Source organism: Verrucomicrobia bacterium S94 (assembly GCA_004299845.1).
Lineage (GTDB): Bacteria > Verrucomicrobiota > Kiritimatiellia > Kiritimatiellales > Pontiellaceae > Pontiella.
The window spans coordinates 2,780,980-2,807,280 of record CP036201.1 but is presented as its reverse complement, the minus strand read 5'-3'; the positions used below and the strand labels follow the sequence as shown (position 1 = coordinate 2,807,280).

Annotated in this window: 29 protein-coding genes; 8 read left to right on the top strand and 21 right to left on the bottom strand. The window is 53.8% G+C overall.

All coding sequences use genetic code 11. From position 1 onward, the window contains the following. The first annotated feature begins 53 nt into the window (after positions 1–53). Positions 54–1,349, top strand: a complete 1,296-nt coding sequence (locus tag EGM51_12285; GenBank protein QBG48135.1) for an MFS transporter — start codon at positions 54–56, stop codon at positions 1,347–1,349. A gap of 16 nt (positions 1,350–1,365) precedes the next feature. Here the strand turns inward: EGM51_12285 and EGM51_12280 are convergent, their stop codons facing one another. From EGM51_12280 to EGM51_12265, 4 genes are all read right to left on the bottom strand, one after another. Further along, a complete protein-coding gene (locus EGM51_12280; GenBank protein ID QBG48134.1) occupies positions 1,366–2,430 on the bottom strand; it encodes a hypothetical protein in 1,065 nt (354 codons plus the stop codon). Positions 2,431–2,438: 8 nt separating this feature from the next. Then, positions 2,439–3,866 carry a hypothetical protein gene (locus tag EGM51_12275; protein QBG48133.1) on the bottom strand — a complete coding sequence of 476 codons (1,428 nt, stop codon included), beginning with the start codon at positions 3,864–3,866 and terminating at the stop codon, positions 2,439–2,441. A gap of 18 nt (positions 3,867–3,884) precedes the next feature. Further along, positions 3,885–4,487: a penicillin-binding protein activator LpoB gene (locus tag EGM51_12270; protein ID QBG48132.1), complete on the bottom strand. Its 603-nt coding sequence runs from the start codon at positions 4,485–4,487 to the stop codon at positions 3,885–3,887. A gap of 77 nt (positions 4,488–4,564) precedes the next feature. Next, positions 4,565–5,479: a CvpA family protein gene (locus EGM51_12265; GenBank protein QBG48131.1), complete on the bottom strand. Its 915-nt coding sequence runs from the start codon at positions 5,477–5,479 to the stop codon at positions 4,565–4,567. Positions 5,480–5,610: 131 nt separating this feature from the next. Between EGM51_12265 and EGM51_12260 the strand changes: the two genes are divergently transcribed. From EGM51_12260 to EGM51_12245, 4 genes are all read left to right on the top strand, one after another. Further along, complete coding sequence (locus EGM51_12260; protein ID QBG48130.1) at positions 5,611–6,315, top strand: DUF1643 domain-containing protein; 705 nt, start codon at positions 5,611–5,613, stop codon at positions 6,313–6,315. 95 nt (positions 6,316–6,410) lie between these two features. Beyond that, positions 6,411–6,968, top strand: coding sequence for a hypothetical protein (locus tag EGM51_12255; GenBank protein ID QBG48129.1), 558 nt, complete (start codon positions 6,411–6,413; stop codon positions 6,966–6,968). Positions 6,969–7,172: 204 nt separating this feature from the next. Continuing rightward, entirely contained in the window at positions 7,173–7,724 is a 552-nt protein-coding gene (locus EGM51_12250) for a hypothetical protein (GenBank protein QBG48128.1), read from the top strand. A 44-nt stretch (positions 7,725–7,768) separates the two neighbouring features. Then, positions 7,769–8,107 carry a cupin domain-containing protein gene (locus EGM51_12245; protein QBG48127.1) on the top strand — a complete coding sequence of 113 codons (339 nt, stop codon included), beginning with the start codon at positions 7,769–7,771 and terminating at the stop codon, positions 8,105–8,107. A 38-nt stretch (positions 8,108–8,145) separates the two neighbouring features. On the opposite strand, the gene EGM51_12240 is transcribed toward EGM51_12245, so the two are convergent. Beyond that, on the bottom strand, positions 8,146–8,964 hold the full coding sequence (locus tag EGM51_12240; protein ID QBG48126.1) for an alpha/beta hydrolase: 819 nt from the start codon (positions 8,962–8,964) through the stop codon (positions 8,146–8,148). 79 nt (positions 8,965–9,043) lie between these two features. On the opposite strand from EGM51_12240, the gene amrB reads away from it, so the two are divergent. Continuing rightward, positions 9,044–10,456, top strand: a complete 1,413-nt coding sequence (gene amrB, locus EGM51_12235; GenBank protein ID QBG48125.1) for an AmmeMemoRadiSam system protein B — start codon at positions 9,044–9,046, stop codon at positions 10,454–10,456. 85 nt (positions 10,457–10,541) lie between these two features. After that, positions 10,542–12,248 carry a hypothetical protein gene (locus tag EGM51_12230; GenBank protein QBG48124.1) on the top strand — a complete coding sequence of 569 codons (1,707 nt, stop codon included), beginning with the start codon at positions 10,542–10,544 and terminating at the stop codon, positions 12,246–12,248. Between the two features lie 5 nt (positions 12,249–12,253). On the opposite strand, the gene EGM51_12225 is transcribed toward EGM51_12230, so the two are convergent. Next, positions 12,254–13,369 carry a DUF4419 domain-containing protein gene (locus EGM51_12225; GenBank protein ID QBG48123.1) on the bottom strand — a complete coding sequence of 372 codons (1,116 nt, stop codon included), beginning with the start codon at positions 13,367–13,369 and terminating at the stop codon, positions 12,254–12,256. A 14-nt stretch (positions 13,370–13,383) separates the two neighbouring features. Continuing rightward, on the bottom strand, positions 13,384–13,917 hold the full coding sequence (locus EGM51_12220; protein QBG48122.1) for a cell wall hydrolase: 534 nt from the start codon (positions 13,915–13,917) through the stop codon (positions 13,384–13,386). A 240-nt stretch (positions 13,918–14,157) separates the two neighbouring features. Between EGM51_12220 and EGM51_12215 the strand changes: the two genes are divergently transcribed. Beyond that, positions 14,158–14,445, top strand: coding sequence for a rhodanese-like domain-containing protein (locus EGM51_12215; GenBank protein ID QBG48121.1), 288 nt, complete (start codon positions 14,158–14,160; stop codon positions 14,443–14,445). 46 nt (positions 14,446–14,491) lie between these two features. On the opposite strand, the gene modC is transcribed toward EGM51_12215, so the two are convergent. The 14 genes from modC to EGM51_12145 all read right to left on the bottom strand — a co-directional run bounded on the left by modC (position 14,492) and on the right by EGM51_12145 (position 26,157). Continuing rightward, entirely contained in the window at positions 14,492–15,580 is a 1,089-nt protein-coding gene (gene modC / locus EGM51_12210; protein ID QBG48120.1) for a molybdenum ABC transporter ATP-binding protein, read from the bottom strand. After that, positions 15,564–16,268, bottom strand: coding sequence for a molybdate ABC transporter permease subunit (locus EGM51_12205; protein ID QBG48119.1), 705 nt, complete (start codon positions 16,266–16,268; stop codon positions 15,564–15,566). Before EGM51_12205 ends, modC begins: the two co-directional genes overlap by 17 nt. Before the next feature lie 99 nt (positions 16,269–16,367). Then, positions 16,368–16,490 carry a hypothetical protein gene (locus EGM51_12200; GenBank protein ID QBG49308.1) on the bottom strand — a complete coding sequence of 41 codons (123 nt, stop codon included), beginning with the start codon at positions 16,488–16,490 and terminating at the stop codon, positions 16,368–16,370. After that, entirely contained in the window at positions 16,445–17,083 is a 639-nt protein-coding gene (gene modA, locus EGM51_12195) for a molybdate ABC transporter substrate-binding protein (protein ID QBG48118.1), read from the bottom strand. Before modA (EGM51_12195) ends, EGM51_12200 begins: the two co-directional genes overlap by 46 nt. Before the next feature lie 76 nt (positions 17,084–17,159). After that, positions 17,160–17,906 (bottom strand): hypothetical protein, encoded by a 747-nt coding sequence (locus EGM51_12190; GenBank protein QBG48117.1) that lies wholly within the window; start codon positions 17,904–17,906, stop codon positions 17,160–17,162. Continuing rightward, positions 17,879–18,613 (bottom strand): molybdate ABC transporter substrate-binding protein, encoded by a 735-nt coding sequence (modA, locus tag EGM51_12185; GenBank protein QBG48116.1) that lies wholly within the window; start codon positions 18,611–18,613, stop codon positions 17,879–17,881. The genes EGM51_12190 and modA (EGM51_12185) overlap by 28 nt, the downstream gene beginning before the upstream one ends. 10 nt (positions 18,614–18,623) lie before the next feature. Beyond that, on the bottom strand, positions 18,624–19,271 hold the full coding sequence (locus EGM51_12180) for a DUF2490 domain-containing protein (protein ID QBG48115.1): 648 nt from the start codon (positions 19,269–19,271) through the stop codon (positions 18,624–18,626). 101 nt (positions 19,272–19,372) lie between these two features. Beyond that, positions 19,373–19,891, bottom strand: a complete 519-nt coding sequence (gene tsaA / locus EGM51_12175; protein QBG48114.1) for a tRNA (N6-threonylcarbamoyladenosine(37)-N6)-methyltransferase TrmO — start codon at positions 19,889–19,891, stop codon at positions 19,373–19,375. Beyond that, entirely contained in the window at positions 19,892–20,134 is a 243-nt protein-coding gene (locus tag EGM51_12170) for a DUF2292 domain-containing protein (protein QBG48113.1), read from the bottom strand. After that, positions 20,061–20,363, bottom strand: a complete 303-nt coding sequence (locus EGM51_12165; GenBank protein ID QBG49307.1) for a (2Fe-2S) ferredoxin domain-containing protein — start codon at positions 20,361–20,363, stop codon at positions 20,061–20,063. Before EGM51_12165 ends, EGM51_12170 begins: the two co-directional genes overlap by 74 nt. A 100-nt stretch (positions 20,364–20,463) precedes the next feature. After that, positions 20,464–21,723 (bottom strand): radical SAM protein, encoded by a 1,260-nt coding sequence (locus tag EGM51_12160; GenBank protein ID QBG48112.1) that lies wholly within the window; start codon positions 21,721–21,723, stop codon positions 20,464–20,466. 102 nt (positions 21,724–21,825) lie between these two features. After that, positions 21,826–23,364, bottom strand: coding sequence for a nitrogenase (locus EGM51_12155; protein ID QBG48111.1), 1,539 nt, complete (start codon positions 23,362–23,364; stop codon positions 21,826–21,828). Positions 23,365–23,543: 179 nt separating this feature from the next. Continuing rightward, positions 23,544–24,905 carry a nitrogenase iron-molybdenum cofactor biosynthesis protein NifE gene (nifE, locus tag EGM51_12150; GenBank protein ID QBG48110.1) on the bottom strand — a complete coding sequence of 454 codons (1,362 nt, stop codon included), beginning with the start codon at positions 24,903–24,905 and terminating at the stop codon, positions 23,544–23,546. A 946-nt stretch (positions 24,906–25,851) separates the two neighbouring features. Further along, entirely contained in the window at positions 25,852–26,157 is a 306-nt protein-coding gene (locus EGM51_12145) for a hypothetical protein (GenBank protein QBG48109.1), read from the bottom strand. Positions 26,158–26,301 lie beyond the last annotated feature (144 nt).

The following is a 26,301-nucleotide window of genomic DNA, read 5'->3' as shown; positions in this document are numbered from 1 at the left end:
TTCCCCGTCAAAATCCAATACCTCTTATCCCTTTAAATCATTTCGGTATTTCTATGATTACTGACGAACGGAGAACCCGCGCATTCCGCATCATCATCACGACCCAGTGTCTGGGGATGTTGAGTGCATTCCTTTTTCAAAACGGATTTTACCTGAACTATTTCACCAAACTGGGTTTTTCCAGTTCCTCTTTTGCTTCGCTGTCTGCGCTGCCGTCGCTGTTCAGTGTGTTTCTGCTGCTGCCGTTTGCCTTTCTTTCGGACCGCATGGGCAAGCTGAAACTGGCGCTGATCGGGCAGGTGATGACTGTGCTCAGTCTGGTCATGATGCTGGCGGCGGGCTGGATGCGGGCCGGTATGGTGATGGTGGTCGGGTCTCTGCTGCTGTTCTGTATCGGCGGGAGCCTGCAGGGGGCCAGCTGGTTCGCGCTGCTTAATCCGATCGTTCCGTCGTCGATCCGCGGCCGTTTTTTCGGGCGGCTGCGCGTAACTTTTATGGTGGTGAACATTCTCTTCACGCTGGCGGTTGCCGGTATGATGAAGCTGACGCAGGCGATGTGGGCATTTCAGTCGCTGGTCGGTGTGATTCTGGTTGCGCATGTTTTACGCTATTTCACGTATGCCCGTATTCCGGAGCTGGAGCGGGAGGACGGTGAAGCGCATAAACAGAAGTCGTTCATTCAGGCCTGCAGAGAGGTTTCGGGGATTCCCGGTTTTCCGCAGTTCAATGCCTATCTTTTTCTGATTACACTGTTTACCGCAGGGGTTCCGATTGTTTTCGGGCTGATGCAGAAAGATGTATTCCGTTTTACGGAAGCGCAGATCATGCTGGCCGGAAACTTTTTTCTGGCCGGCAATGTGGCGGGCTGTGCGCTGGGCGGACGGGCGGTTGACCGTTTCGGGACCAAGCGGGTTTTCCTGTTTACCCATCTGGCCTACGCCGGCACCATTCTGGCGATGCTGGTGCGTGACCTGATGCCCTGGCCGATTTTTGTGCATGTACTCGCATGCACGTTTGTTTTCAGTCTGGTGGGGGCTATGGCCGGTGTGGCGACCACTTCGGAGGTGATGGCCCTGATTCCCGCCACGAACAAATCACTTTCAACATCGGTGAATATGACGCTTTTCAACCTGGGGATGGCGCTTTCGGGTCTCGTTGTTTCCCGGTTGATTGAATGGCATGCACTGGCTGAAAAATGGAAGCTGGCGGGGCTGAGTTTTACGGACTACGACGCGATCCTGATCGGATTTGCCGGACTGATTATTTTCATGCTTGCCTCTATCGGTCTCATTCCGAAAGTGGTGAAAAATGTGCAGCTCATGCCCGGCAGTGGAATTCCCCGTCCATAACCGGGTGCTGGCGCTGCTATTGCTGATCAATGAGCGAATCGAAATAAAGATCCAGCCGCTGTGCACCGTTGGCCCGGATGGAACTTTCCAGTGTCCGGAAAGAGCGGGTACGGGCCTGCTCCATGGTTTTATGGGCTTCGCGCCCTTTGTCCCGTACTGTGACGACGCCGTTTCCGGCCGGATCGGTAATCTGAAGCAGCATTTCGTAGCGTACAAAAATAAGGCCCTGTTCGCGCTCGCCGGTATCGTCGACTTCAATATGCGCCTCAATATCCAGTACAGCCGGTTTGCCGATCACAAAGCCGTATTGGGTAATGAATTCCTGCAGTGTAGCCTTCATCCGGTTTTTTTCATCGCCTTTGACATTGATCTGCACCTTGATTTCTTTGGCGGTGTCGGCCAGGGCTTTGCGGAGCTGGTTCAGGGAGTATGAGGGGGTGACCTCCGGCACAGAACGCGGGTGGATGACCTGCAGCTGACGCAGAAGGTTATCGGCTTCCAGCGCATGCCGGCTGGCGGTACGCAGTGTAGCGTATTTTTTCAGGATCTGGCCGGTCTGCTCCGCGCTGGCCCGGAGAAAATTAACGCGGGCGGTTTGTTCTTTGATTTTATCGCGATAGATTTCGGCGGTGTCACGTCGGTTGAGGTAGGCGACGGCATGGTAGCGCCCGAGATTGTCTTTCCAGGCCTCGGCAAACTGGATGTTGTAAAGGGTTTGGGAGGATAGGATATTGATGTCGGACGAAAAACGGGTGGTGCGGTCGAAGCTGGATTGTGTTTCAAAGGTCTGGTCCAGCAGGCGTTCGTCGGATTCAATATGTGATTCGAAAATCCGGGCAAGACTGGCCGCTGCCGCATTTTCAGCTGAACGGCGGGTATCACCGGCTCCGACGGCGGACAGATACTCTGAATCGGGATAGACGTTTTTCGGGTTGGATACCCAGTCCGGTTCACGGCTTCCGGTTATACAGCCGGCAGCAAGGAGCAGTGCAGAAACGAGAAGCAGTTGAGGTGTGAATGTTCTGTATTTCGCCATGGTATTTTCTTTCCGAAAAATGCTGCTGCCCGGTTTTGGCTTCATGGTGCTCCTCAGTTGAGATAAGCGGATTCAAGCACATTCAGTTTGCCGGCTTCAATGGAAACTCCGTTTCTTTCATCGGTGAAAAGAAGTTTGCCGGCATGGTCGTAGTATTTGATCCGGATGTTATAGAGGCCCTCCGGCAGGTGAACTTCCCGGATGGAGGCATCGGCCGGGAAAAAGCGCGAGAGCCGCAGATCGGCATTTTCGGTTGTGTTGACCAGCGCGGTGGCGGCCAGACGGGTGAAGAAGGCGAGGCCGCTGTCCATGTTGTCGGTCGCCTGCTCGGTGGCGGCCTGGGTGGCAAGTCCTTTGACAACGGCGCGGGTCAGCGTCTTCAGATAGATCAGCGGTTTTCGGACGCCGAACGTTTCGATGGCCGCGTTTTCCAGACTTTCCAGCCGTTGGAGCGGGATAGAGCCGATATCTTCAATTTCAACTTCGATATGGTTTACCTGGGAGGGGCGTTTCTCCATTCGGGGCAGCTGGAATTTAAAATTGTAGCCCGGCGTTATGCCCATCCAGGGGATGACAGTGAGATCTTCAATTTTCTGTTTGCCGAGATAGTCCTCCTGGGAGCCGGCAAGAACGATCAGGTTTTCTTCCGTATAAACATAAAACGAACTCGCTTTTTTGTCCGGTCCGATTCCGCTGAACGCGATAACATTGAGACGGGCTTCCGGCGGATCAACCTGTTCGGTGGATAATGAAAAGTCGGGTTTGCTGAAGGTGTAGATATCGGGCTGAAGCTTCCAACCCTGTGAAATTTTATCGAGGTCGATCCGGACGTCGTCCCAGCGGCCTTCATTGCGGTAGAGCAGCATGCTGAGGTATCGACCGAGGGCGGATTCCTGAAAATAGCTTTTTCCGGGTCTGAATGCCTCGTGTGCTTCTTCGGCTTCGTTCAGTTTCTGCGCAATCCTGTCATATTTATCCTCCAGTTGCGCGAGCTTCAGGTTGATGCGCCGTACTTCTACAAAGGCCTCGTCGTTCCGGCCGAGGGCAAGATAGTTGAGGGCTTTGAATGCGTTGAGGTAAATATCTTCATAATCCTCTCCGGCATAGGCAAGCGCGTTGTCGTTGAGAATGAGAGAGGAGGCCGAGCGGGAGATGCTTCTGGTGAAGTTTGCCTCGATAGCGCGCTCGGCTTTTTCGAGCTGTTCATTGCTCTTTTCGTACTGCCCGTTCCAGTGGTAGAGCATGCCGGTGTCGAGATAGTAGACCACCCGGTCTTTGTGCGTGTAGAATTTTTCTTTGGCGGCTTCGATTCTGCTGATGGCGGATGCGTAGTCGCCCTTCGCCAGCATCGCCTTTGTTCCGGCATAGTGTCCTTTGTCGGTGCGCAGATACGTACAGCCGCTCAGCAGCGTGAGACTGATCAGGAATATGGACAGAGGACGGAACACGGCGTCAGTATCGGAAAAGCAGTGCCGAAACACTGCTTTTCCGAAAAAGGATTACCATTTAACCGAGCGTTTTTTGACGTATTTCTTGATCTTTTTGCTGCCCATCCAAACCTTTTCGTTGGTTTCGAGGTGAATCATTTCCATATCCACCTGATAGAATTTCACGGAACGTTTGCCTTCGGAGTCGATAATGGTTTTGATGCTGCCCTGGAGCATGTAGTCCGCACCGGTTTCGGCGGCGAGGCGTTTCTGGGTTTCTTCGCGCGACCAGGTCTGCTGCTGTTTGCGCTCATCGCGAAGTTCGGCCCGTTCCGTATTATTGGCCACAAAGGTCACGCGGCCGTTGTTAATCAGTTCGCGTTCAAGATCTTTCACAAAGGTAGCGGTTTCGATGTGTTCGGAGCTGAGGTTGCGTACGGTGCCGACGATCACGACCGGTTTCCTGCCGTTTTTCGCGGTGTATTCTTCGATCCACGGGCGTTTGGCAATATCGGCGATCATTTCCTGGGAAACGAGCTGGGAATCGGTGTCGTTCCAGCGGCCGGAAATATCCATCTGTTCGTCGGCGGCCATTCGTTCGACTTTGGTTTTGCACCCGGTGAGGGCCGCGGCGGAAAAAAGAATGAGGGCGGATAACAGAACACTGCTCTTCATGGGTATCTCTCCTGGGTTAAAAACATTTAAACTCTGAAAAATCCTATACTGCAGGGGGTAACAGGTCAACCTTGCTTCTATTTGAGTAGTTCTCCGATAATGATATCAAATTCGGGGTCGCGAATGAGCAGGGTGATTTTGTCGGTGCTGAGCAGGTCGCGCTCTTTCAGGCTCTGAAGGCTGGTCTGGATCTTTTCGTTGCGGCCGAAACGGGAGAGGCTTTGGCAGATTTCAGATTTTTTTTCGCGTCCGCTGAAAAAACCGAGGGCTTTCAGTTCTTCGAGCGTTTTTTCATCCCTGAACAGTGCCTGCAGCGAGGCATTGCTTTCAATGCGTCCGGCATCGCCGCTGAGCAGGTCTTCAGCAAACTGGCGGTCTTTCACAAGGGCCTGGATGGTGTCGGCGGCCATTACGTTTTCGAGGTGTTGCATGCCCTGAGCGGGGTTGCTGATGACGCGGGCGGTTGCGGCGGCCTGTGATTCGCGGCCTTTGCGGGCACCGATCATATAGACTGCTTCATAGGTTCCGCGCCGGGCGAGGGAGGCGAATTTTGAATGTGCGGATCCCGGAATCGGTTTTCCGGTGGTGCCGACACTGAAGATGTCGCCCAGCCAGAAGAGGAAAATCATGGAAAAGAGGCCGATGAAGAGGTTGATGGCTGCGCCGCTGAGTGCGTTGTACCATGGAAGGCTGTAATCTTCTTTCTCCTCTTTTTCTCTGAGGGTATCGCGGAGGTTCGTCATGACCACGTGGAAGATGAAGGTGATAACGACGAAGGTCAGTCCGGCGACGACCGGAATGGTGACAATGCGGGGTCTGTGAGCCACTTCGCCGAGCCAGGCTCCGATATAGCGGCCGGCGAAAAAGGCGGCACCGTAGGCCAGTACAACCCGGACCACACTGAGAATGGAAAGCAGAAAGCCTTTGTGCCATCCCGCCAGCAGAAAAAAGAGCAGGACAATAACTGCCAGTATATCAATTACAATGTGCATATTAACCCCATCTGTTTCTATCGTGATAAAGATAGTTTGTTCCTCTTCGCTCAAAAAGATTAAAATAGGCTCTTAATTATGACGCAATGTGTTCTGCTGTATTGCATGCGAAGAAACAAAAGGACGGATTCATGGAATTTCTGTATGCGGCTGAATTGAAGAAGCGCTTTACGTGTTTCGGCCATTTTTATGAACTGGGACTGAAAAACGGTGAAAAGGTGAAGTGCCGTAGTGTGCTTGAAATCGTGGATGGGACGGTCCCGCAGGATGAGCCGTCGGCCATTTCGGAAATGATTCCGGATGTGGTGGTGATTATGATGAATCCGGGGTCGTCCCGACCGAAAAAAGCGGGGTATGCGGACCGGGTGATTGAATACCCGGAGTCCGGAAAAAAACGGCGTAAGGAGCTGGTGCTGACGCAGCCGGACAATACGCAGTATCAGGTCATGCGTGTGGCGGTTTCGAAAGGCTGGAGCCATATCCGGGTACTGAATCTTTCCGATCTGCGGGATCCTAAATCCGGAAAATTTCTGGAAAAAGTCGAGGCGCTTCGCAGCGTGGCGGGGGGGCATGTGCACAGTCTTTTCTGCGCCGAACGGAGGGATGAATGTACATTTTCGCTGCAACGGAAAACGAATACGCCGATACTGCTGGGCTGGGGGCAGGATCCCGGTCTGCTGCCGCTGGCGGAACCGTGTATGGAGCGGATCGCGGCATTTCCAACGGTAGCCGTACCTTCGGCAGTACATCCGCTGCTGAATGCGCATCCAAGTCCCATGATGCAGAAAATGAAGCTTCAATGGCTGGAAAATATTCTGCTTCAGTTGGTCCATTGATTAGAAGAACTGGCATGATTTAAGCTATCTTTCCGATTCGTGGTAATTTATTACCATTTATATGGATTTAATTAAGAAAAGGATTTTTTCAGATCATGAACAGAATATTGACCTTGCTGGCGGTGGGGGTATGCCTTGCCGGCTGCCAGACCACGGAAACCGGTCGTGCACAGAACGCCATGAAAACTGCGATGCGGAACGAAAAGCTGCTGCTGCGGGTGAATCAGCTTATCGGGACCTACGAGGTTCGGGTGGAACGCGCCGCGCTGGAGGGGACGGATCCGAAGCAGAAGGATCAGTGGGCGATCATCGGATCGGCCGGTGTGGAGGGGTATCCCGGAAAATTCCGTGCGTCCGACGGTACCGAAGAGAAGGACGGTGTGATGCAGGAGACATTTCTGCTGGATGGCACCCCGGTGAAGGTGGCGCTTGAGCCGGGAACACATCTTGTGGCGAAGGTGATTCCGGAGTTGCAGAACACCGCCCGTGTCGTAGGGGTGTATGTCCAGGTGCCGGATTCCGGCGGGGTTTTCAGCATGCCGTTTGACCTGGTGTGCGATATGGGACGTGTTTATGAAGTGTATGACTGCAGTGTGCCGACAGCTGTTACGGCAAAGGTGAATTCATCCAATACCGACACTCCGCTTGATTAACGAAGCCTTCCTGTTCACTTATACCATTTACTAAAACATTCCGGTCTTAACGACAGCGTTATTCCGCGCAGAGGCGCAGAGAGCGCGGAGCCGTTTATGACTGAATTTCTCTGCGTCCTCAGTGCCTCTGCGAGGGATCAAATTTATACCGGATAGTTTTAACGTTTGGTGTTAGTCACCAACAGGTACTAAAAGCCGGGGCGAATGATGAACGCGATACTGAAGGCGGGACTGCTTTTTCTTTTGGCGGGATGCAGCCATCTGAAACCGACGGTGCTGAAACCGTGTATGGTTACAGATGAGCTGATTGTTAAAATCGAACCGGTGGAAGATGAACAGATCGCCTTCTGGATGGATCACTATGTAAAGGTCCGTGAAAAAGGTGTGCCGGAATCGCATGGCAGAAACCACCACTTTTCCATTGTGGTAGAGCCCTCGGTATGGGCCCGGGTGAAACGCAGTGCAACGGTGGTCGGCTATTCTTCAGAAACCGAATGTCTTATGGGCGACGAAATGGTGGCAGTTTCGGGGATGCCCGGTGAAAACTTTACCGTGAAGATCGAGCCGCTCGCCATTAACCGGTATCAGGTTACGGGGATTTATCTGGCATCACATTTTTCGGAATCCGGCGAAATCGGGAAAACCATTCCCTTTGATTTTGTGGCAGTGCCTGGCGAAGAGACGACCGTTTATCGTAAAACCATGGTCTTCGATCCGGACGCGGGTATCCGGGGCGAGGAACTGCTGCATCATTGAGCTTCTCTCTTTTCTGCGGTTGGAAACTATGTTCTGCTGGGGGTATGAAACGAATCAGGCATAGTGAAATTCCGGAAACGCCGGTATCGCATAATGCGAAGATACGGAAGCAGGTCATTGTGGCAGACGGCGTGGTTCCGCGCCTCACCAATTATTCCCGGGCCGTTTTTCCGCCCGGTGAAAAAGCGGAACGTCATATCCACCGCGATATGGCCGAAATTTTTACCTGCGAATCCGGCTGCGGCGAAATACGGGTGAATGATGTTGCATACGTTTTTTCACCGGGTATTACGGTCGTGGTTGAGCCCGGCGATGCCCATGAAATTATCAACACCGGTTCCGCCGAACTGGTTGTTCGCTATTTCGGTATCGTTACCGGTTGACAGGTTGGGGGATGCGGAAGCGCCGCCGATGCTTCAATTTATAATTCTGCGACAAACGAGAGGATCGTTTTCAGGTATTCATCTCCGGCGACGTAGGCGTAGTTCATGTGCCGGGCGTCGTCGATCCAGAAATGGCGTTTAGGTTCGGGGGCGGCGTTGTAGAGTTTCTGTCCGTGGCTGAAGGGAACGATACGGTCATCTCGTCCGTGAATGATGAGAACGGGGCACTGCACCGTTGCAATCGCTTTTTCATTGTTGAATTTATCCCACGGCAGAATCCGGACCCGGGTTTTTACACGGAAGGCCGATGCAAAGGAGCATTCACAGATCAGGCCGCCGACCGGATGCCGCGCCGCAGTCTGAACCGCCAGGGCTCCGCCGAGTGAACGGCCGATAGCGATAATATCTGCGGGCTTCACCGCCTGCTTATTGACAAGCCACTGATAGGCCGCTTCTGCATCGTCTTTGGCCTTGCGGTAGGAGGGGGTTCCGTCGCTGCTGCCGTAACCGCGGTAGTCGTAGGCCAGGATGGAAAAATGGTCGGCGTAGTATTCCATAAGGAACGGCAGAACTACGCTGAGGTCCTCTCCGTTGCCATGGCTGAAAAAGAGCGTGTATTCTGCGTCGCGATTATGCAGCCAGACGGCGTTGATGCTTTCTCCATCGGTGGTGGGAATCCGGACTTCGTTTGGCAACTGTTTATAGCCGGGCGGCTGTGGCTGAAACAGGATCCGGTCTGAGATGACGGCGGCAAAGAGATTCAGACACAGGTAGACTCCTCCGCCATAGAGCGCGTATCGGATGAGCGGGTTTTCAAGCATGCAGTTTACGATAGATTGATGTGTCGTCGGATTCAATGTAAAGTTCTTCGGATTGGAACGTTGCCCCGTTTTTCGGACGGGTGTAGCGTGAACGTTATGGTGAAGGAGGTCGGGTATGAAAACAACAGTCCTTGAATCCGGTCTGGCGGGTCGGTGGTATGCGGATGATCCGGAGCTGCTTGCCCGGGAGATTGACCGCTGTCTTGATGCCGTGAATCCTGAACCGGTGGAACATCTGATGGCGCTGCTGCTTCCGCATGCCGGCTACCGCTATTCCGGGAAGGTGGCCGCACAGGGCGTGAAACTGCTCAGAGGCCGCCGGTTTAAGCGCGTGATTATTCTGGGGCCGTCGCATCGGGTTGCCCTGCAGGATACGGTCAGTATTCCGGATGCGGCCCATATAAAAACGCCGCTGGGGCTGATTCCGCTGGATCGGGAGGCGATTTCCGGACTCTGGAAAAATGAAGCCTTCACGGCGCATCCTTATGCGCACCAAAATGAGCACAGTGTACAGATTGAACTGCCGCTGCTGCAGCGGGTACTGGACGGTTTTTCATTGATTCCGGTGGTCTGCGGTCAGCTTTCCGATACCGCTGCAAAGCGAATTGCCGCGGAATTGCGGCCCTTGATGAATGACGAGACGCTGCTGGTGATCAGCTCCGATTTTACTCACTACGGCCGGGATTTCGGCTATGTGCCTTTTACGGATGACATCGAGAAAAATCTGCGGGAGCTGGATCTGGGCGCATTTGCAAAAATGCAGGCGCACGATCTGCAGGGCTTTCAGCAGTATATTCGGGAAACCGGGGCCACCATCTGCGGCAGCAGTCCGATCGCCGTGCTGCTGGCCATGCTTCCGGACCATGCGGTAATCCGTCTGTTGACGTATGACACATCGGGGAATCTGACCGGCGACTGGTCGCATTGTGTGAGTTATCTGTCCGCTGCTGTTTCCGGACAGTGGAAGACCGATGCGGCACAGGCGGATTCAGGGCTTTCTGCAAGGGATAAGATCACATTGCTGGCTTTTGCGCGACATACCATTTCGAGACAGCTGAGGCCGGATATTCCGCCATTTGAAATGAACCCGACTCCGGCCATGCAGGAAAAGCGCGGTGTTTTCGTCACGCTGCATAAACAGGGGCAGCTGCGCGGGTGCATCGGCGAAATTTTTCCGCGCCGGCCACTGGTTGATGCGGTGAAGGAGCAGGCCGTGAATGCCGCATTTCATGATCCGCGGTTCCCGAAAATCCGGGAAGATGAGCTGGCGGAGATTGATCTTGAAATTACGGTGCTTACCCCGCCGGAACCGGTGGATTCCTGGGAGGATATCGAGATCGGCCGCCACGGGATTGTTTTGAACCGCGGGTTGCATGCTGCGGTATTTCTGCCGCAGGTTGCCCCGGAGCAGGGGTGGGATCTGGTGACCACACTGAGTCATCTTTCCGTAAAGGCCGGACTGCCTTCGAATGCCTGGAAAACGGATTGCAGATTTGAGGTATTTGAAGGAGAGGTTTTCGGCGAGTGACGCTCCCGGGTTGCAATTGTCCGGCAGGCCCTTCATACTTTTTCTGGTGTTGGATTAAACGGGAGTGTCTATGTTTGGAACAGGTATGAAAAAAATCCGGCTGATTCTGTGTATAAGCGCAGGTCTTCTGTTTCTGCCCGCAGTACAGGCGCAGATGCCGCATGAATGCGTACTGCTGGTGAACCGGAAATCGCAGGCTTCTCTGAAAGTGGCCAACACCTATCTCAGCCAGCGCCCGATTCCACGGCGGAATGTGATCTACCTTGATCTTCCGGAAAATCTGTATGGCGGAAAGGCCACGATTACTCCGGAGCAGTTTAAGTGGCTGATCTGGGACCCGGCGAATGCGGTCATTAAAGAGCGCGGACTTGAAAGCCGGATTCTGGCCTGGATCTACTCCTGCGATTTTCCGATCCGGATTGAAACCGATGCTTCTGACCGCAAACAGATGTCGGTCGGCGGACTGACTTTTATGCGCAATAAAATTCCGGGTCTGAGTCTGGTCGAGGAGGGGAAGTTCCTTTCGAAGCTTTTTGCCGGTCCCAATGAGCGCATCAAACTGAACCTCAACGCCATGTCGTTGGGAATGCAGAAAAAAGGGCTGGGTCCTGAAGCTCAGGTTCCGCCCGAAGCGGCGTGGCTGCAGCGCGGGCTGGGCGACCGGATGCCGCTGCCGAGTATGATGCTGGGCTATACCGGCGAAAACGGTAATACGGTGCAGGAGGTGCTGAATGCACTGGCCCGCGGCGCGGCGTCGGACCATCGCGGTGTGCGTTCGGGGATCTATTTCGTGCAGAGCGATGATGTCCGTTCGAAATGCCGGGACTGGCAGTTTTATCCGGCGGTGAACGAGCTGCAGCAGCGCGGGATGAAGGCCGCGGTAACCACCAATTTCCCGGCCGGGCAGAAAAATGTAATGGGCATCCTCATGGGAGCTGAGACGGTGGATGCTTCTTCTGTGGGGTCCTTTGCCAACGGGGCCATGGCAGAACACCTGACAAGCTGGAGCGCGGAATTTCAGAAACGGCAGTCGAAGTGTACCGACTGGATCGCCGCCGGGGCCACCGCTTCGGCCGGTGCGGTGGTGGAGCCTTATTCAAATCCCAACAAATTCCCGTCGGCGCGTTTTTATGTACATTATGCCGCCGGCTGCACGATGCTTGAAAGTTTCTATCAGTCCATCGCCTGCCCGCTGCAGATACTGCTGGTGGGTGATCCGCTGGCCAAACCCTATGCTCCGGCATTCGGTCTCCGCATTCTGGGAACGGATGAGGTGAAAAATGACTTTACCTATGTCGCTGCGGTGGAATCAAAGATTCAGGGGGCGCAGTTTGAATATACCTTTTTTCTGGATGGAAAAATCGTTCAGGCGCAGTCGGACCGAAATTCATACTACCTGCGTATGCTGAACCTGAGCGACGGTTATCACGAGCTTCGGGTCACCGCCAACATCAGACATATGGTGGAATACAATATGACGGTCGACAAGCCGATCATGGTGAACAGGACCGGACGTTCCATCCGTATTCGGCCGGAAATCAGCCGGCTGGCAAAGCATGAGCATGGCATCCGGATACAGCCCGGCGGCACGGATAAACCCGAAAAAATCCGACTGGTTTCCGGCGAGGTGATTCTCGATGAAAAGATCTATGCGGACGATATCGAGCTTGTACTGGATGAGCGGGTGTTGGGAGAGGGGCCGAACCGGGTCCGGGCCGTCGGGATCTATGCTGACGGCATGGAGGTTTCCAGTGCGCCGCTCAGCTTCGGGATTAATTTTTCCTCGAGATAATCCGTTCAGATTCCCAACCACTTTTTCCAGAACGGTTGGGTCGGTTTATCCCGGATAATCCATCCGATTTCCGGTCGCAGGGTTTGGGTTTCCGGATCCTGGGCAATGCCGATGAAGCCGGCCATAAATTCCATGTTGTATTGTCGGTTATGGTGTTTCCAGACAAAGGGAACCATGGACAGACCGAGAGGAAAGTCGTCGGCATCTATCATGGGTTCCAACGCGGCATCTTCATCGAAAACCGGATTGCGGTATAGTGTTCCATTCTTCCTGCGCAGATAGGGGAATAGCTTCACAATCCATCCGTTAATATACGAGCTTCCGCTGGTCTGATGTCTTTTATAGAAGGAATTCCAGAATTCAAGATCAAGGCGGCCTTCTGAAGCATCGACAAAGGCTGCGAGAATCGGATCGAGTTCTGCCGTCCACCATTCCAGATCATACTGGGCGAGTTTCCCGGCTCTTTCCCGTAGGGATTTCCAGTCTTCGGTTGTACCTTCCAGGATGATTTCCGGGATTCCGCAATAGGTGGAAATACTATAAGAAAAGTAATGCTGCATGGCATTCATCAGGGTGATTTCGAAGGCGGCTTGTTCGGCTGGCGTTGTCGTGCTGAACGATGCCGTGATCAGTTGCCGGGTGTCTTCTCCGATGTGTTCGCCGATCTGATTGGAGAATTCCGGAAAAACCTCTTCCCATGGATTCTGCATTCTGCCTTTTTTAAAATCATCCCGCTTCACCTGAAGCACTTTTTTCCCGGAATGAGATACAAAATGATCGCGCAGCTCATCGGCATGGGTGTTTATATGAGCAGCGAATCCCTGGGCAATAATCAACCAGATATGGTCGGGTGAAATGCGCAGTGGGCGATGGGTTGCAAAGGCATGACCGGCAGCATCCACAAATGGAGAGCCGGTAGTCTGCACCATATGTTCTGGAAATACAGAATAGGCTTCCGGTTTTCCGGCAAGTTTCCAAATAATTTGCAGGGTCGGAGTTTCCGGCAAAGGTTCTTCCGCAATATCACAATCATTCAGTTTCAGTGTCCGGCTTTCCGCCTGCACAACAGGGCCGTACAGAACCAGTATAATGCAGAACGTGGCGAATTTCAGCGGGTTCATGTTTTCTCCTGCAGTTATCGGGGCATAAATTTCGGCTCCATGAAACCGAAAACATGGTTGCCGATCATTTTAACCCCTTTGAGTTTCGATGCCCAGGAGGGGCTGGCTTTCGAAGGATTGTAAAAATGGGTGAACCGGTCCCACTTGCGGTTATAGGAAAGGAGTTCCCATGCCAGTGCGTAGGAATCGGCCCGCGCAACAATGTCGTTCAGGTTGCTGTAGTTTCCGGCAACATAGGATTCGGGCACTTCGTAAATGTTGTTCCAGCAGGAAAACTGTTTTTCGTGCAGGCAGATTTCGGCCATGGTGCGCCGCAGCAGCAGGGCCCGTGTGGCAATGACCGAGGCCACGGCGCGTTTGCCTTCATAATCTTCGCCCCGCGCTTCCGCATAAATCGTATAACTCACAATGCGTGCGGTCTCCTCGCTCAGGAAATTTTCCGGCGCCTTTTTTTTGCGTTCGATATTTTCAACGGTATTGGTTTCTGCGGCCTTGGCCAGCAGCGGCAGACCGGCAAGGGCCAGTGTTGCTGTTCTTCGGTTTTTCATGCAGTACTCCGTAAATCTATGACAGGGCGGAAGGTTTTTACGCTGTTGTTCTCCAGACTCCGGAAAGATATAGCAGATTGATTTTCAATGTCTGGAAAAATTGAAGGCGATCCGCCGGTTGCTGTAAATAAACGGATGGCTGGACAATGAACCGCTGATGGTCCATCTTCCCGGGCATCCGATGCAAAAACCGAAACGGCTGCGCAATTCCAAATATTCTGCACATGATACGGAGGCCCTATGTCTGAACCGATTGAACTCACCATTGATGAAATTGATTTAGCTGATTTTGAAGTGATTGATATCCGCGAGCCGGAGGAGGTGGCGAAGGATCCGCTGCCGTGCCGACATCGGCATATTCCGATGAATGATCTGCTGGGCAATCCATCGGTTATCGATAAGGAGCAGGCGGTTCTGCTTGTCTGCGCCGCCGGGGTCCGCACCAACTATACCGCCAATGCCTTTCGATCCGCAGGATACAACAAGGTTTATTCGCTGGTCGGCGGTAACCGGGTGCTGGCGGATTAACCGGTTCTGCGGATGACGCATTGACCGAGAAAGGGGAACGGAAGGGTCAAAGCCGCTGAATGGCCATACTTTTGAAAAGGGTCCAGATGTGTGAACCTTCGGTAAGCTGCATATCCTGCACCGTTCCGGGGGTGATTTCGGCAAAGAGGTTTCCGGCCGGCGTCTCGATATGACAGATGGAGCGGTCGGCGGTATGCACGATTTTCATGACGGTTCCGGGAAGCTGGTTACGCATTGAAATGGCGTCGATCCGGTCTGTCGCCAAAGCAATCTGGTTGGCGGCAATGCCGATGTTGATTTCCTTTCCTACCGGGAGCCTGGAATCGAGTTCCATACCGAGGATATAGCGGGGATCATCCGGAAGAAGCAGATGGGTGGTTCCCTGTTTGGTCCGGTGCTCTTTCACCGTTGCGGAAATCAGATTGGTCAGGTCGGCTCCTTTCAGTTCCTGGAGGGTTTCCCGCTGCTGCACCAGCCGGTCAAGTTTGCCGAATCCGGTGACGGAACCCCGGCGCATTAAAAGCAGCTGATCGGTCAGCTGCAGGATTTCGCCGAGATCGTGGCTGATCAGAATGGTCGGAATCTGCAAGGTGGTGTGAATGCGGGCAAGGAAAGGCAGAATCTGCATTTTCAGCGATACATCCAGTCCGGTGACCGGTTCATCCATCAGGAGCAGTTTCGGGTTGGAAAGCAGCGTGCGGCCGATGGCGATGCGCTGTTTTTCACCGCCGGAAAGGTCGGTCACTTCACGCTCGATCAGCGGTCTGATATTCAGCAGATCCACAATATCGTTAAAGTTGAACGGGCGGTTTTTTATCCGTTCCTTCAGGCATTCACCGGCCCGCAGGTTCTGCTCTACCGACCAGTGCGGAAACAGCCGCGCATCCTGAAAAACCAGGCCGATGCCGCGGCGATGCGGTGGAATAAAGAGGTGGCGGTCGGCATCGAAAAACGTTTCCCCGTCGAGCGCAATATGCCCGCCGTCAGGCCGGATCAGTCCGGCGATGGCGCGGAACAGGGTGCTTTTTCCGCAGCCCGAATGACCGAATATACCCAGGGCAGATTCAAAACATCTGAATGCGGCATCAAGCAGGAAACTGCCCTGCCTGTAATAGATATTAACGTCGAGATTCACGACCCATCTTTCGTTTGGCTTTGTGTGTTAAAAGTTCGGAAATCAGCAGCGAGGCGAAGCAGAGAATCAGCGAGGCAATCACCAGCCGCATCGCCAGTGTTTCTTCGCCGGGAACCTGCAGGGCGGAATAAATGGCCAGCGGCAGGGTCTGGGTTGAGCTTTCCACATTTCCGGCAAAGGTGATTGTGGCGCCGAACTCGCCCAGGCTGCGGGAAAAGGCGAGCAGGATGCCGCCGAGAATACCCGGCCACGCCAGCGGAAGTGTTATTTTCATAAAAACGCGCACACGGTTATAGCCCAGGGTCTGCGCCGCTTCTTCGAGCCGCCGGTCGACCATCGAAACGGCCAGGCGTACGGAGCGGACGGCCAGCGGAAAGGCCACAATGGCCGAGGCCAGTACCGCGCCCTGCCAGGTGAAGACCAGTCGGATATCAAATGTATCGGCCAGCCATTTTCCGATAAAACCGTTCCGGCCGAACGTTACCAGCAGCAGGTAACCGGTCACCACCGGCGGAATGACCAGCGGCGCATGCACCAGGCTTTCGAGCAGCAGTTTGCCCCGGAAATTCTTCCGAGCAAACAGCCAGCCCACGAGCACGGCCGGAACGGCGGTGACTGCGGCAACGCCCAGGGCGACTTTCAGCGAAAGTCCCACCGCACTCCATTCGGATGGGGATAAATTAAACATGTATATTACCACCTGCTGCGCTAGAGAACACGGAGGTCCTTGCTCTGTGTTCTTCTGCGACCTCTGTGGTGAAACGTATCCCGACTGAATTTAAGGGATTCATTCTGCTGCTTCTATAAATCCGTGGCTCTTCAGAATGCCTTTGGCTTCATCGGATTTCAGGAAATTGAGGAATGTTACAGCGGACTGATTTTTCGAAACCGCTGCGGCGGGATAGATAATCGGACTGTGTGATTCGGGGGAAAGATGCCGACGACCGGAAGGCCGGCAGCTTTGGCATCGGTGGCATAGACGATGCCGGCGCTGACTTCACCGCGCTGGACATAGAGCAGGGCGGTGCGGACACTGGAAGCCTGCACCAGCTGCGGCTTCCATTCCCTGTACCAGCCCAGATGTTCCAGTGCCTCTTTGGCATACATGCCCGCCGGTACGCTTTTAAGTTCGCCGACGGCCACTTTGCCGGGCACTGTGCCGTCGAATTTGACGGTACTGACGGGCGGTGCCGTTAAGACCAGCGAATTAGCCGCGAGGTTGAAGCGGGTGCCGTTCTGTACGGCCGATTTCTCTTCCAGCCAGTCCATCCATTTGACGTTGGCGGAGACAAAGAGATCGGCGGGAGCTCCGGCTTCGATCTGCCGGGCAAGTGCGCCGGAAGAGGCAAAGTTAAAGCGCACGGTTTCCCCGCCGTTTTCTTCATAGGCTGCGGCCAGTTCTTTCATGGCGTCGGTGGTGCTGGCCGCCGCAAAAACGGAGAGTCCGGCATGCGTTGATGCAGTGAGCGACAGAATAAACAAAAGCGTGGGTATTAATTTCATGTTTGTAGGTTTCCTGTTCAAAATAGATCTTAAATCAGTCCGTTAGTCGTTATGACGCATGGAGTGTGCCACGGCGTCAGGCTGCACGGACCCGGTCGGCATTGCAGTAGCGCGGGAGTTTGCAGACATAGCTGACGGCGGCGCCGGTGGTGCCGAATACATGGGTCGGTTTTCCGGTGTCGATAAAGCGGTCGAAACTGTCATTTACCAACGCAGAGCCGGTGACCAGAATACGATCGGCCCAGGCAATCAGCTCGGCGGTTTTTTCCGGTGGTTCGATTTCAATACCGGAAGGTGTCGTGCCGATCAGGTCGGGATCAATGTCCACACAACGGACGGAGCCGAGCGCGTTGAGTTTTTCCAGAAAGCGCGGCTGCAGACCGAAGAGCGCGACCTTTTCGTTCATTGTAATGCCGGGCAGATACCCGGCGCATTCTGCAGGTCCCCGGTTTCTGCAGTGAACCGTATTTTCAATCAGGCCGGTATGGGCAAAGACCGCGTTAGCGGTGGCCACGAGAACCGCGCGTTTCCAGTCGGAATCCAGCGCCAGCTCGAGTACTTCGGCCAGGGTGTAACTTCGGTCGCGGACGATTTCGCGGGTAAAGGCCTGGCCGCGGTGCTGCATAAAGGTGACTTCGAGCATGGTTTCGCGGCCTTTCTGAATCGGGTAGTCCATTTCTTCGGGCGTGCCGATGGCCTCTTCGGGCGTGAGGGCGGCGCATTTGACTTCGAGCGCGGTGTGTTCCCGGTTATTTTTCCGGGCAACGGTTTTGAGTTCGTCTTTGAGCCGTTCGGTTATTTTTTGATTATGCATGGGGTCCATCCGTATTTTCTGAAGGTTGATGTGGCGTAGGGGGACTGAAGAAAGGCGATAAAGTCCTGGCTTCCGGGCGCATCTGCTGTGGAGGCGGCAACGGGGAAACGGATCGGTGCGTGGAGTTCCGGCGGAACGGTTTCAACGATATCGACCCGGTTGGAGGCGTAGAAGGCGACCGATCGGAAAACCACGCCGGCATCGGCTTCGCCGAGGGCGACATAGTTCAGCACTTTATTCACCGTATCACCGACACAGAGGTGCGGCTGCAGGGCATCCCAGCAACCCAGTCTGGTGAAGGCCTGTTTGGTATAGATACCGATGGGGGTGGCCTGGTCGCCGACTGCAAGGCGGCCGATTTCCGGTGCTGACAGGTTGAAGTCGGTTGACGCGCCTTCCGGAACGACAATCACCATATCCGTGCTGAGCAGCGAAGTTCGGGTGGCGGGATTGATCAACCCTTTTCTCTCAATGTAATTCATCCACTTTTCATTGGCGGAAAAAAAGAGGTCGAAGTCTGCTCCGGCGGCAATCTGCCGGGCAAGAATACCCGAGTTGGCGAAGTTGAAGACCACTGCTGTACCGGTTCTGCGGGTATAGTCCGCTGCGATTTCCTTCATGGCCGGCGCTGTGCCTGCCGCAGCGAAAACGGAGAGGCCGGCATGCGTCATGTTAACGGTGAGCAGGGAGGATAGGAGTATAAACCATATGTTCATCTGTATGCCCTCAGAATTTAAGCGTCGCGCCGATGCCCATATTATACGACTCCGTCCACTCGGAGGTGGAGTCCGTTCGGTTGAGCTGGTGCATGAGAAAGGCTTTCAGGGATAGGTTGTCCAGAGGAGTATACAAAAAACCGCCCTCAAACCGGTTGCAGTAAACGAGGTTGTCGGCCATGTCGTAGATCGCCTCCCAGGCTCCGTAGGGATTCAGGCCTTTCCATCCCCTGGAAAAGCTGAGGGTGATCCGCGGCCAGAGGAGCACCTGATCATCCCCGTCGGGGATATCCACATGCGCCAGCCGCATCCGGCTTTTCAGGCGGAGAAAGTCCAGCGGCAGGGTGTTGGTCAGGTTGGCGTGCAGCATCGGTTTGGCATACCAGTCCCCGGTTCGCTTCCGGGTGGTGATGTAACGATAGTTGCCGGCAAGGTTCCAGGCTCGGGAGAATTTCCATCCGACGCCGACGTCGGTGTAGCGCCAATAGAAAAAGCCATCGTTTTCTCTATAGCGGATCTGTTCCTTGAGTGAAACAGACAGCTTTTCTGTGAGATTTCCTTTAAGGGTTCCTTCCAGCCAGACAGCATTTTCAGCGCTGTCCCAAGCGAGGGTCGTCATGGCGGCACCCAGCAGTGCGGCCGTTACATTTACTTTCATTTTTCGGTCTCCGGCTGCGACACCTGTATGTCAGGAAGCGTAGACCTGTATTTGTTTTCTATCTGCCGCCGGTTTTCCGGTTGGCGTTTCTGATCTGAAAATCAGTTCATTCCGTGAATGGCTTTGCGCTCCATAAAGCGATCGTCGGAGCGGTGCTTCGAAGCGATGTCCTCCTCTTTTCCTTCCAGCCATCCGCTGACTGCATCGGGGCGGTTATCCACATTGCGGAAAAAGGGTTTAATGTCGATCAGCGGTGAGCCGTCGAGCATGTCCGCGCCCTCAAAATAGAGTTTATTATCCTCCACCTTTTTAACCTTTACGGTCGAAAGTCCGATGGCCGCCGGCCGCGCGGGCGAGCGTGTGGCAAAAACGCCATGCTCTTTTTTGTCCATGAACGGCGTAATGATCAGCTTGAAGTCCTTCTTCATTTCATGCAGATGGAAGAGCAGCATGACATGGGAAAAGCCGTCGACATCCTTCAGTCCCTCGGCAAATTCCGGATAGAGCTCGGCCACGCCTTCATCCGCGCTGCCGACCGGCTGCACCGGAATATTGTCAGCGCGTGTGTGCGGCGTACGGATGGTGCCGATTAAAGTGAGCTCTACGGTTTCTGTTTTCATTTAAAAACGGATCTTTTCTGTTTTCTGAACCTGGACCACCTGACCGTTGTGGACGGTAAGTGTCACTTCGCCATAGTCCAGGCTCTTTACATATTTTTTCACGGATTTAACCCAACGGCCATCCTGCGTTCCGCAGTATGCGCCGTTGGATTCATCTCGATGGTGACAGTTATGCGAGTTCGAGTTCACTGGTATCCTCGCCGTCTTCCATAGCATCGAGAATAGCGTCGAGTTTTTCTTCATCCACCTGTCCGAACCATTTGGCTTCCGGATAAACGACCATTACCGGCCCTTCGGTGCAGAGTTTAAGACAGCCGCATCCGGAGACCTGGGCATCCATGCCGCGGTCGAGAATTTCGGTTTCGAGATAAGCGAGCAGATCGCCGGCTTCCTTGGCGTTACACGCGCCTTTAGCCTCGCCTGCGACGCGATAGGAGTTACAGATGAAGAAGTGTTTTTCCGGTTTTGCTATTGGCATAATTTTCCCCTGGTTAGTTATGTTTTGAAATAGAAACCTGAAACCGGAAACTTGAACTTTTTCGCATTCCCAATTTCAAATTTCAGGTTTCCCTCTACCCGCAACCGGCTCCCGTGCCGGTGCATTTTTCTCCGCACTTGGTTTTCCGAAGGGGAGAACGAACTTCTTCACCGGTATAAATCCGGCGCAGTGTTTCATCGATCAGTCCCTCCATGACAATCACCTTGAGTCCGGCCTGACGGAGAAAGGCCGTTGGTTTGGGTCCCACCCCTGAGACGAGGATTGCACGGCAATCACTCAAATTCTTTGCCAGATCCATCCAGCGTTCGGAACCGCTGCCGGGATCCGGTGTGGCACGGGTTTCCAGACACTGGAAGGTGCCGTCTTTTTCGCCGAAGATACTCAGTTCGGCCGCTTCGCCCAGATGTTCGTTAACCAGTACGCCCTCGCGGGTGGCGACGGCCACGTAGGGGCGTTCTTCGTCCGGATTGATCGGCGCGTTGGCGGCGGCTTCCAGTTTCTTGAGCGTATCCTGTGTGGTACCTTCGGCGAGCAGGCCGCAGGCATCGGCTCGGCAGCGCTGGCAGTGCGTCATCTGCGGCATATATTTTCCGGCAATATCGCGCGCTTCGTGGATCATGGCCGGGGTCGGTTCATCCAGATTTTCGAACATGGTTCCTTCCACCGGGCACATCGGGATAATGTTATGCAGATCGGCACCTTCGGATTTTGCGAAGGCCGCAACGGCATCGATGTGGTGATCGTTGACGCCCGGAATCAGGATGGTGTTGATCTTCAGTGTCAGACCGTGTGCCTTGATGGATTTCATGGCCTGAATCTGGCGTTCGAGCAGCAGTTTGGCGGCTTCGATGCCGCGCAGCGGTTTTTTATGATCACGTACCCAGCTGTAAACATCAGCACCGATCTCCGGATCAATGGCATTCATGGTGATGGTGATGTGGCTCACATTGAGTTCGGCCAGTTCGGCAATGTAGGGGCCGACGCCCAGGCCGTTGGTGGAGACGCAGAGCAGCATGTCGGGGTGGCGTTTACGGATCAGCCGCAGCGTTTCCATGGTCTGTTCCGGATTGGCAAAGGGATCGCCGGGGCCTGCAATGCCGACTACCGAAATCGGTTTGCCGGATTCCACCAGATCGTTGACGTAGTAGAGCGCCTGGCCGGGGGAGAGGACGTTGGACGTTACCCCCGGGCGGGATTCGTTGACGCAATCGTATTTACGGTTGCAGTAGCCGCACTGGATGTTGCATTTCGGTGCGACCGGAAGGTGGACGCGACCGTATTTGCCTTTGACATCGGGGTTAAAGCACGGGTGTTTTGTAAAATCTAAAGCCATTTTATGTCTCCTTTGGAGAATGAAGATTTAAGATTTTAGAATGTAGAATGGTCGGTCTGCGACGCCTATATGCATTCTTAATTCTTAGTTCCTCATTCTTAATTAAATATAGGTGTATCCGATGTCGTTGCTTTCCTGTTTCATTTCCATAAGTTTGTCGACGATGGTGTCGTAAAGCCGCTGGGCGCCCCGGTATCCCAGGTGGAGGGTACGAGGCCCGCTGATCCGGTCGTGGATAGGAAATCCAAAACGGATCAGCGGGATGCCGGTTTTGCGGCTGAGGCTGAAACCCTTACTGTTGCCGATGAGCAGGTCGGGCTTCAGATTGAAAGCGGCTACCTCGATTTCGGCAAAATCAATGCCTTCGAGGATAGGGGTTTCTGGATCCAGTTCCGGAGCGGCTTCGCGGATGCATTCGCTGAGTTTGCCGCTCTTGCCACCGGAAGCGCAGAGAACGGGTTTCAGGCCGATCTCGCAGCAGAAGGCGGTCATGCCGACCACAAAGTCCTCTTCGCCGTAAATCACGACTTCCTTGCCGAAGGTGTATTTGTGGCCGTCGACATAGCAGTCAATAAGGCGCCCGCGCTCGGCGTCGTGTTTGGCGGGCAGCGGCCGGCCGGTAATCTGTTCGAGCACGTTGCAGAACTTATCTGTCTGGCGAATGCCGATGGGAAGGCCGACGCGGAAAACGGCCGTGGAAAATTTTTCGTCGAGCAGCGATGCCGCAGACTGTTTGTCGGCAATGGTTGAGGCCAGTTCAATCACAGCTGAGGCGCGGCCGAGTTTGGCGATCTCGCGGGCCGGAGTGCCGCCGGCCGGGATCTTGTGGTAGTCGCCCCAGACCGGTCCGTCGAGCGGATCGGAATAATCGGGAACAATTGAAAAATCCATTTCAAAATCTTCCATCAGTTCGCGCAGATGGCGCAGATCGGCCGGGGAAACCATGCCGGGGAAGATGCCGATAAATTTTTCGTTCGGTCCGTCGACTGCCAGCTGGTCCACAATAGCGCGCACCGCCCACTGATAGCCGTCGGCGTGCGAGCCGGCATAGCTCGGGGTGGAAACGCGCAGGATATGCGGCAGATTCACCCGCTTGGCATCGGCGGAAATATATTCCTTCACATACATGTTCACATCGTCGCCGATGGTTTCCGCCAGGCAGGTGGTGGCGATGCCGATCACTGCGGGTTCATAGCCTTCAATCACGTGGTTCAGGCCGTCGAACAGATTCCGGCGTCCGCCGAAGACCACGCTCTCTTCACCGAAGCTCGAGGAGGCAATATCCATCGGTTCGCGGAAGTGGCTGATCATGTAGCGCCGGATGTAGGTGGCGCATCCTTGCGAACCGTGGAGGAAGGGGAGGCAGCCTTCGATTCCACGGAACGCAAGGCAGGCGCCGAGAGGAGCACACAGTTTGCACGCATTGCGGGTGGCTGTAAAATTTTCGCCGGTAAGTTTTTTACCACCCGCTTCGCTGGAGGACACCGAGTGCACGGAGGTACTGTCTCTGTGTTCCGCCGTGCCCGCTGTGGTGAAATTCCCGCCGCTGGGACCGCAGCCGCATTTGGCTTTATCATCTGCTGTGCAGGCATGGGCCGCATCGTCGACCGGAGCACAGGTTTTTCCGCAGTTGCAGCTCATGACCTGAATCCTTTGCTTCCCGTAAAAATACGGAGATCGTTAAGGTTCTTTTTCGAGGGAAGCTTTCTTTTGACATCCTTAATGCACATGGCGGTCAGAATTTCGTTGATTGAGTTGTCGTGTTTTTTCGCAATCATCTTCTTCGTCCTCGTTGTTGCGATTGCTTCCGCAATCTGTGGTTAATCTAATTTCTTTCCGGCGCGTCTTGGTGCGAACTGCCAGACCGGGCTCATGACGGAGGAGTGAACTTCCCTGGCAAAGTTGAGCATGCCGATGAAGCCGGCGAGTGCTTCCTTACGTTCGTGGTTGTGGTCGCAGAAACCGACGCCGATTTTGTAGGCGATGGGGCGTTCCTTTACGCCGCCGATAAACAGGTCTACATCCTTTTCCTTTACATACTTCGCCAGTTCCAGCGGATTGGTGTCATCGAGAATGACGGTTCCCGGATCGCAGAGTTCCGTCAGCAGTTTATAGTCATCCACCGATCCGGTCTGCGAGCCGGCCACCACCACATCCATACCGAGCGTGCGCAGCGAGCGTACCAGCGAAAAGACCTTGAAGGCGCCGCCGGTGTAGACCGCGGCCTTTTTCCCTGTAAGATCTTTCCGGTAGGGCGCAAGCTGAGGCATCAGTTTGGCTACTTCTTCTTTGATCACGCGCTGTGCACCCATACGCATTTCATCGTCATCAAAAAAATCGGCCACGTCATAGAGGGCCTTCGACATATCTTCGATGCCGAAATATGATGCCCGGATCATCGGCGTGCCGTATTCTGTTTCGAGCATCTTCGCCAGATTGCTCACCGATCCGGAGCACTGCACAATATTGAGGTGAGCGCGACCGGCTTTGCGGATTTCATCGACCCGTCCATCGCCCGAAACCGTGGAGACCACTTTGACGCCCATGCGTTCGTAATAGTCCTTAATGATCCAGATTTCGCCGGCCAGGTTGAAGTCACCGAGAATATTGACCGACTTGGGAACTTTCTGTGCATCGGGTTCATCTTCGCCGACAATTTTAAACAGGGCATCGCAGGCGGCCTTGTAGCCTTCCTTTTTCGAGCCCTTGAAGCCTTCGGAATCAACAGGGATGACCGGGATACCTTTTTCATTCTGCACCTTTTTGCAGATGGCCTCCACGTCGTCGCCGATTACGCCGATGATGCAGGTGGAATAAATAAATGCCGCGCTTGGTTTATATTCATCAATCAGTTCGCTGATGGCGTTATAAAGTTTGCCTTCGCCGCCATAGATGACATCCTTTTCCTGCATGTCGGTCGAAAAACTCAACCGATGCAGCTCCGGACCGGAGGAAAGGGCGCCGCGGATGTCCCAGGTATAGGATGCGCAGCCGATCGGCCCGTGCACGATATGGATCGCATCGGCAATCGGATAAAGCACCACGCGGGATCCGCAGAAACTGCAGGAGCGCTGACTGACCGATCCGGCGAGGCTCTGCTTTTCCGCCTCCATGGCAAATTCGCCGCCTTCATGCACCTGGGCTTTGCGCTTTTCGAGTAGATTGATTTTTTCTTCAGCCATTATCCTGTTCCGGTAAGTGCGTACCCTTATTGCAACAGGTGTGCCAGCGCAGTGTTATGCAGGTGCGGTGTGTTTGTAAGTTGTTGATTATAAGAAATTAATTAGGCTGTGGCGCTGTGGATAGGTGACGGTGAGCCGGCTTCGTATTACGGAAATAAATTTCCGCGTAACCGAACGCTGAATAGAGGCGTTCTTCCAACTCATAGAAGAACAACGACTTAACTTAAGTTTCGACATTTTTTTCCGGCTTTTGGGGCCGATCACTAAAATTGTTCTACAATGATGTCGGGAATCATTTTTCAATTCCGAAAGGTATAAAGACGCGAGGAGGAAGGAATTGGCGGGATAACGTCCCCGCTGTCCGTTTGTGTGTTGAAACTGTTCCGAGGAAGAAATGCGGACTCCGAGGACGGCGTCTCTACAGCTTCAGGGCAAATAATATGGGGCACTGGAAAATCCGGGCGTTTCGTTAGCGGGATGGGGTGCGGGGAAGGGTTTTACGGGACAATTGTTGCCATTATCTCCAACCCTTGGAAGTGTTACCAGCCGCATAAACGTCGCAAACTTCATGGCCAGCTTACCCTTACAGCCGGTCTTTTCGTAGAAGATGAGTTTTTTCATGTTTTCAGTCGGGTGTTATCCACTGATTACACAGATGATGGGGATTTGCTGTGGTGTTTTGTCTGAATCCTGATAATCCGTGAAATCTGTGGATTGATTTATACGGCGGAGCTCATAAATTTTGAACCGGCGGCTTTGCATACCTCGCAGAATTTCGGTGCTTCTTCGCCCTCGTGCACATGACCGCAAATTGAACAGACCCATGTTTTCATGCTTTTCTCCCGTGCCCGTATTTGTCTATCCACTGATTACACAGATGATGGGGATTTGCTGTGGTGTTTTGTCTGAATCCTGATAATCCGTGAAATCTGTGGATCAATGAGATTTAAACGAATTCGATGTTGATAGTTTCGTCTTCGTTTTCAGTGATGTTGTAGTTGCCTGAAGGTAAGATGGAGAACCCTTGCTTGGCGTGTTCTTCGAGGATGGTTTTTTCAGCTTCGCCGGCCGCTTCGGGCTCAGCATCGACGTGGCGGAAGATTTTCAGGACGGTTGGATCATCGGTAAACTGCAGCATGAAGGCGGAGTGTTCGATGAAGACGAGGTCGTCGTAGGCATAGGTTACTTCGAAACCGCAGTCGGCCAGGATGGCGGTGATTTTTCCGAGGGGTCTTGCAATTACTTCAGTCATGGCTGGTCCTGTATTTTTATTTACCACGGAGGCGGGTCTTCGATGGTTTAATAGATCTTAGGCGAATAAATTTTCACGCAAGGGTGCAGAGCACGCAGGGGAAGTTCTTTCATTAAACAATCTAAATCCAAGGGTGCTGAGTCT

Bases quoted from the DNA above. Each gene is read 5' to 3' on its own strand.
- EGM51_12285 (QBG48135.1), top strand. From the start codon at position 54: ATGATTACTGACGAACGGAGAACCCGCGCATTCCGCATCATCATCACG.
- EGM51_12280 (QBG48134.1), bottom strand. From the start codon at position 2,430: ATGAAGCCAAAACCGGGCAGCAGCATTTTTCGGAAAGAAAATACCATG.
- EGM51_12270 (QBG48132.1), bottom strand. From the start codon at position 4,487: ATGAAGAGCAGTGTTCTGTTATCCGCCCTCATTCTTTTTTCCGCCGCG.
- EGM51_12265 (QBG48131.1), bottom strand. From the start codon at position 5,479: ATGCACATTGTAATTGATATACTGGCAGTTATTGTCCTGCTCTTTTTT.
- EGM51_12260 (QBG48130.1), top strand. From the start codon at position 5,611: ATGGAATTTCTGTATGCGGCTGAATTGAAGAAGCGCTTTACGTGTTTC.
- EGM51_12255 (QBG48129.1), top strand. From the start codon at position 6,411: ATGAACAGAATATTGACCTTGCTGGCGGTGGGGGTATGCCTTGCCGGC.
- EGM51_12250 (QBG48128.1), top strand. From the start codon at position 7,173: ATGATGAACGCGATACTGAAGGCGGGACTGCTTTTTCTTTTGGCGGGA.
- EGM51_12245 (QBG48127.1), top strand. From the start codon at position 7,769: ATGAAACGAATCAGGCATAGTGAAATTCCGGAAACGCCGGTATCGCAT.
- amrB (QBG48125.1), top strand. From the start codon at position 9,044: ATGAAAACAACAGTCCTTGAATCCGGTCTGGCGGGTCGGTGGTATGCG.
- EGM51_12230 (QBG48124.1), top strand. From the start codon at position 10,542: ATGAAAAAAATCCGGCTGATTCTGTGTATAAGCGCAGGTCTTCTGTTT.
- EGM51_12225 (QBG48123.1), bottom strand. From the start codon at position 13,369: ATGAACCCGCTGAAATTCGCCACGTTCTGCATTATACTGGTTCTGTAC.
- EGM51_12220 (QBG48122.1), bottom strand. From the start codon at position 13,917: ATGAAAAACCGAAGAACAGCAACACTGGCCCTTGCCGGTCTGCCGCTG.
- EGM51_12215 (QBG48121.1), top strand. From the start codon at position 14,158: ATGTCTGAACCGATTGAACTCACCATTGATGAAATTGATTTAGCTGAT.
- EGM51_12205 (QBG48119.1), bottom strand. From the start codon at position 16,268: ATGTTTAATTTATCCCCATCCGAATGGAGTGCGGTGGGACTTTCGCTG.
- modA (QBG48118.1), bottom strand. From the start codon at position 17,083: ATGAAATTAATACCCACGCTTTTGTTTATTCTGTCGCTCACTGCATCA.
- EGM51_12190 (QBG48117.1), bottom strand. From the start codon at position 17,906: ATGGACCCCATGCATAATCAAAAAATAACCGAACGGCTCAAAGACGAA.
- modA (QBG48116.1), bottom strand. From the start codon at position 18,613: ATGAACATATGGTTTATACTCCTATCCTCCCTGCTCACCGTTAACATG.
- EGM51_12180 (QBG48115.1), bottom strand. From the start codon at position 19,271: ATGAAAGTAAATGTAACGGCCGCACTGCTGGGTGCCGCCATGACGACC.
- tsaA (QBG48114.1), bottom strand. From the start codon at position 19,891: ATGAAAACAGAAACCGTAGAGCTCACTTTAATCGGCACCATCCGTACG.
- EGM51_12170 (QBG48113.1), bottom strand. From the start codon at position 20,134: ATGAAGAAAAACTCGACGCTATTCTCGATGCTATGGAAGACGGCGAGG.
- EGM51_12160 (QBG48112.1), bottom strand. From the start codon at position 21,723: ATGGCTTTAGATTTTACAAAACACCCGTGCTTTAACCCCGATGTCAAA.
- EGM51_12155 (QBG48111.1), bottom strand. From the start codon at position 23,364: ATGAGCTGCAACTGCGGAAAAACCTGTGCTCCGGTCGACGATGCGGCC.
- nifE (QBG48110.1), bottom strand. From the start codon at position 24,905: ATGGCTGAAGAAAAAATCAATCTACTCGAAAAGCGCAAAGCCCAGGTG.
- EGM51_12145 (QBG48109.1), bottom strand. From the start codon at position 26,157: ATGACTGAAGTAATTGCAAGACCCCTCGGAAAAATCACCGCCATCCTG.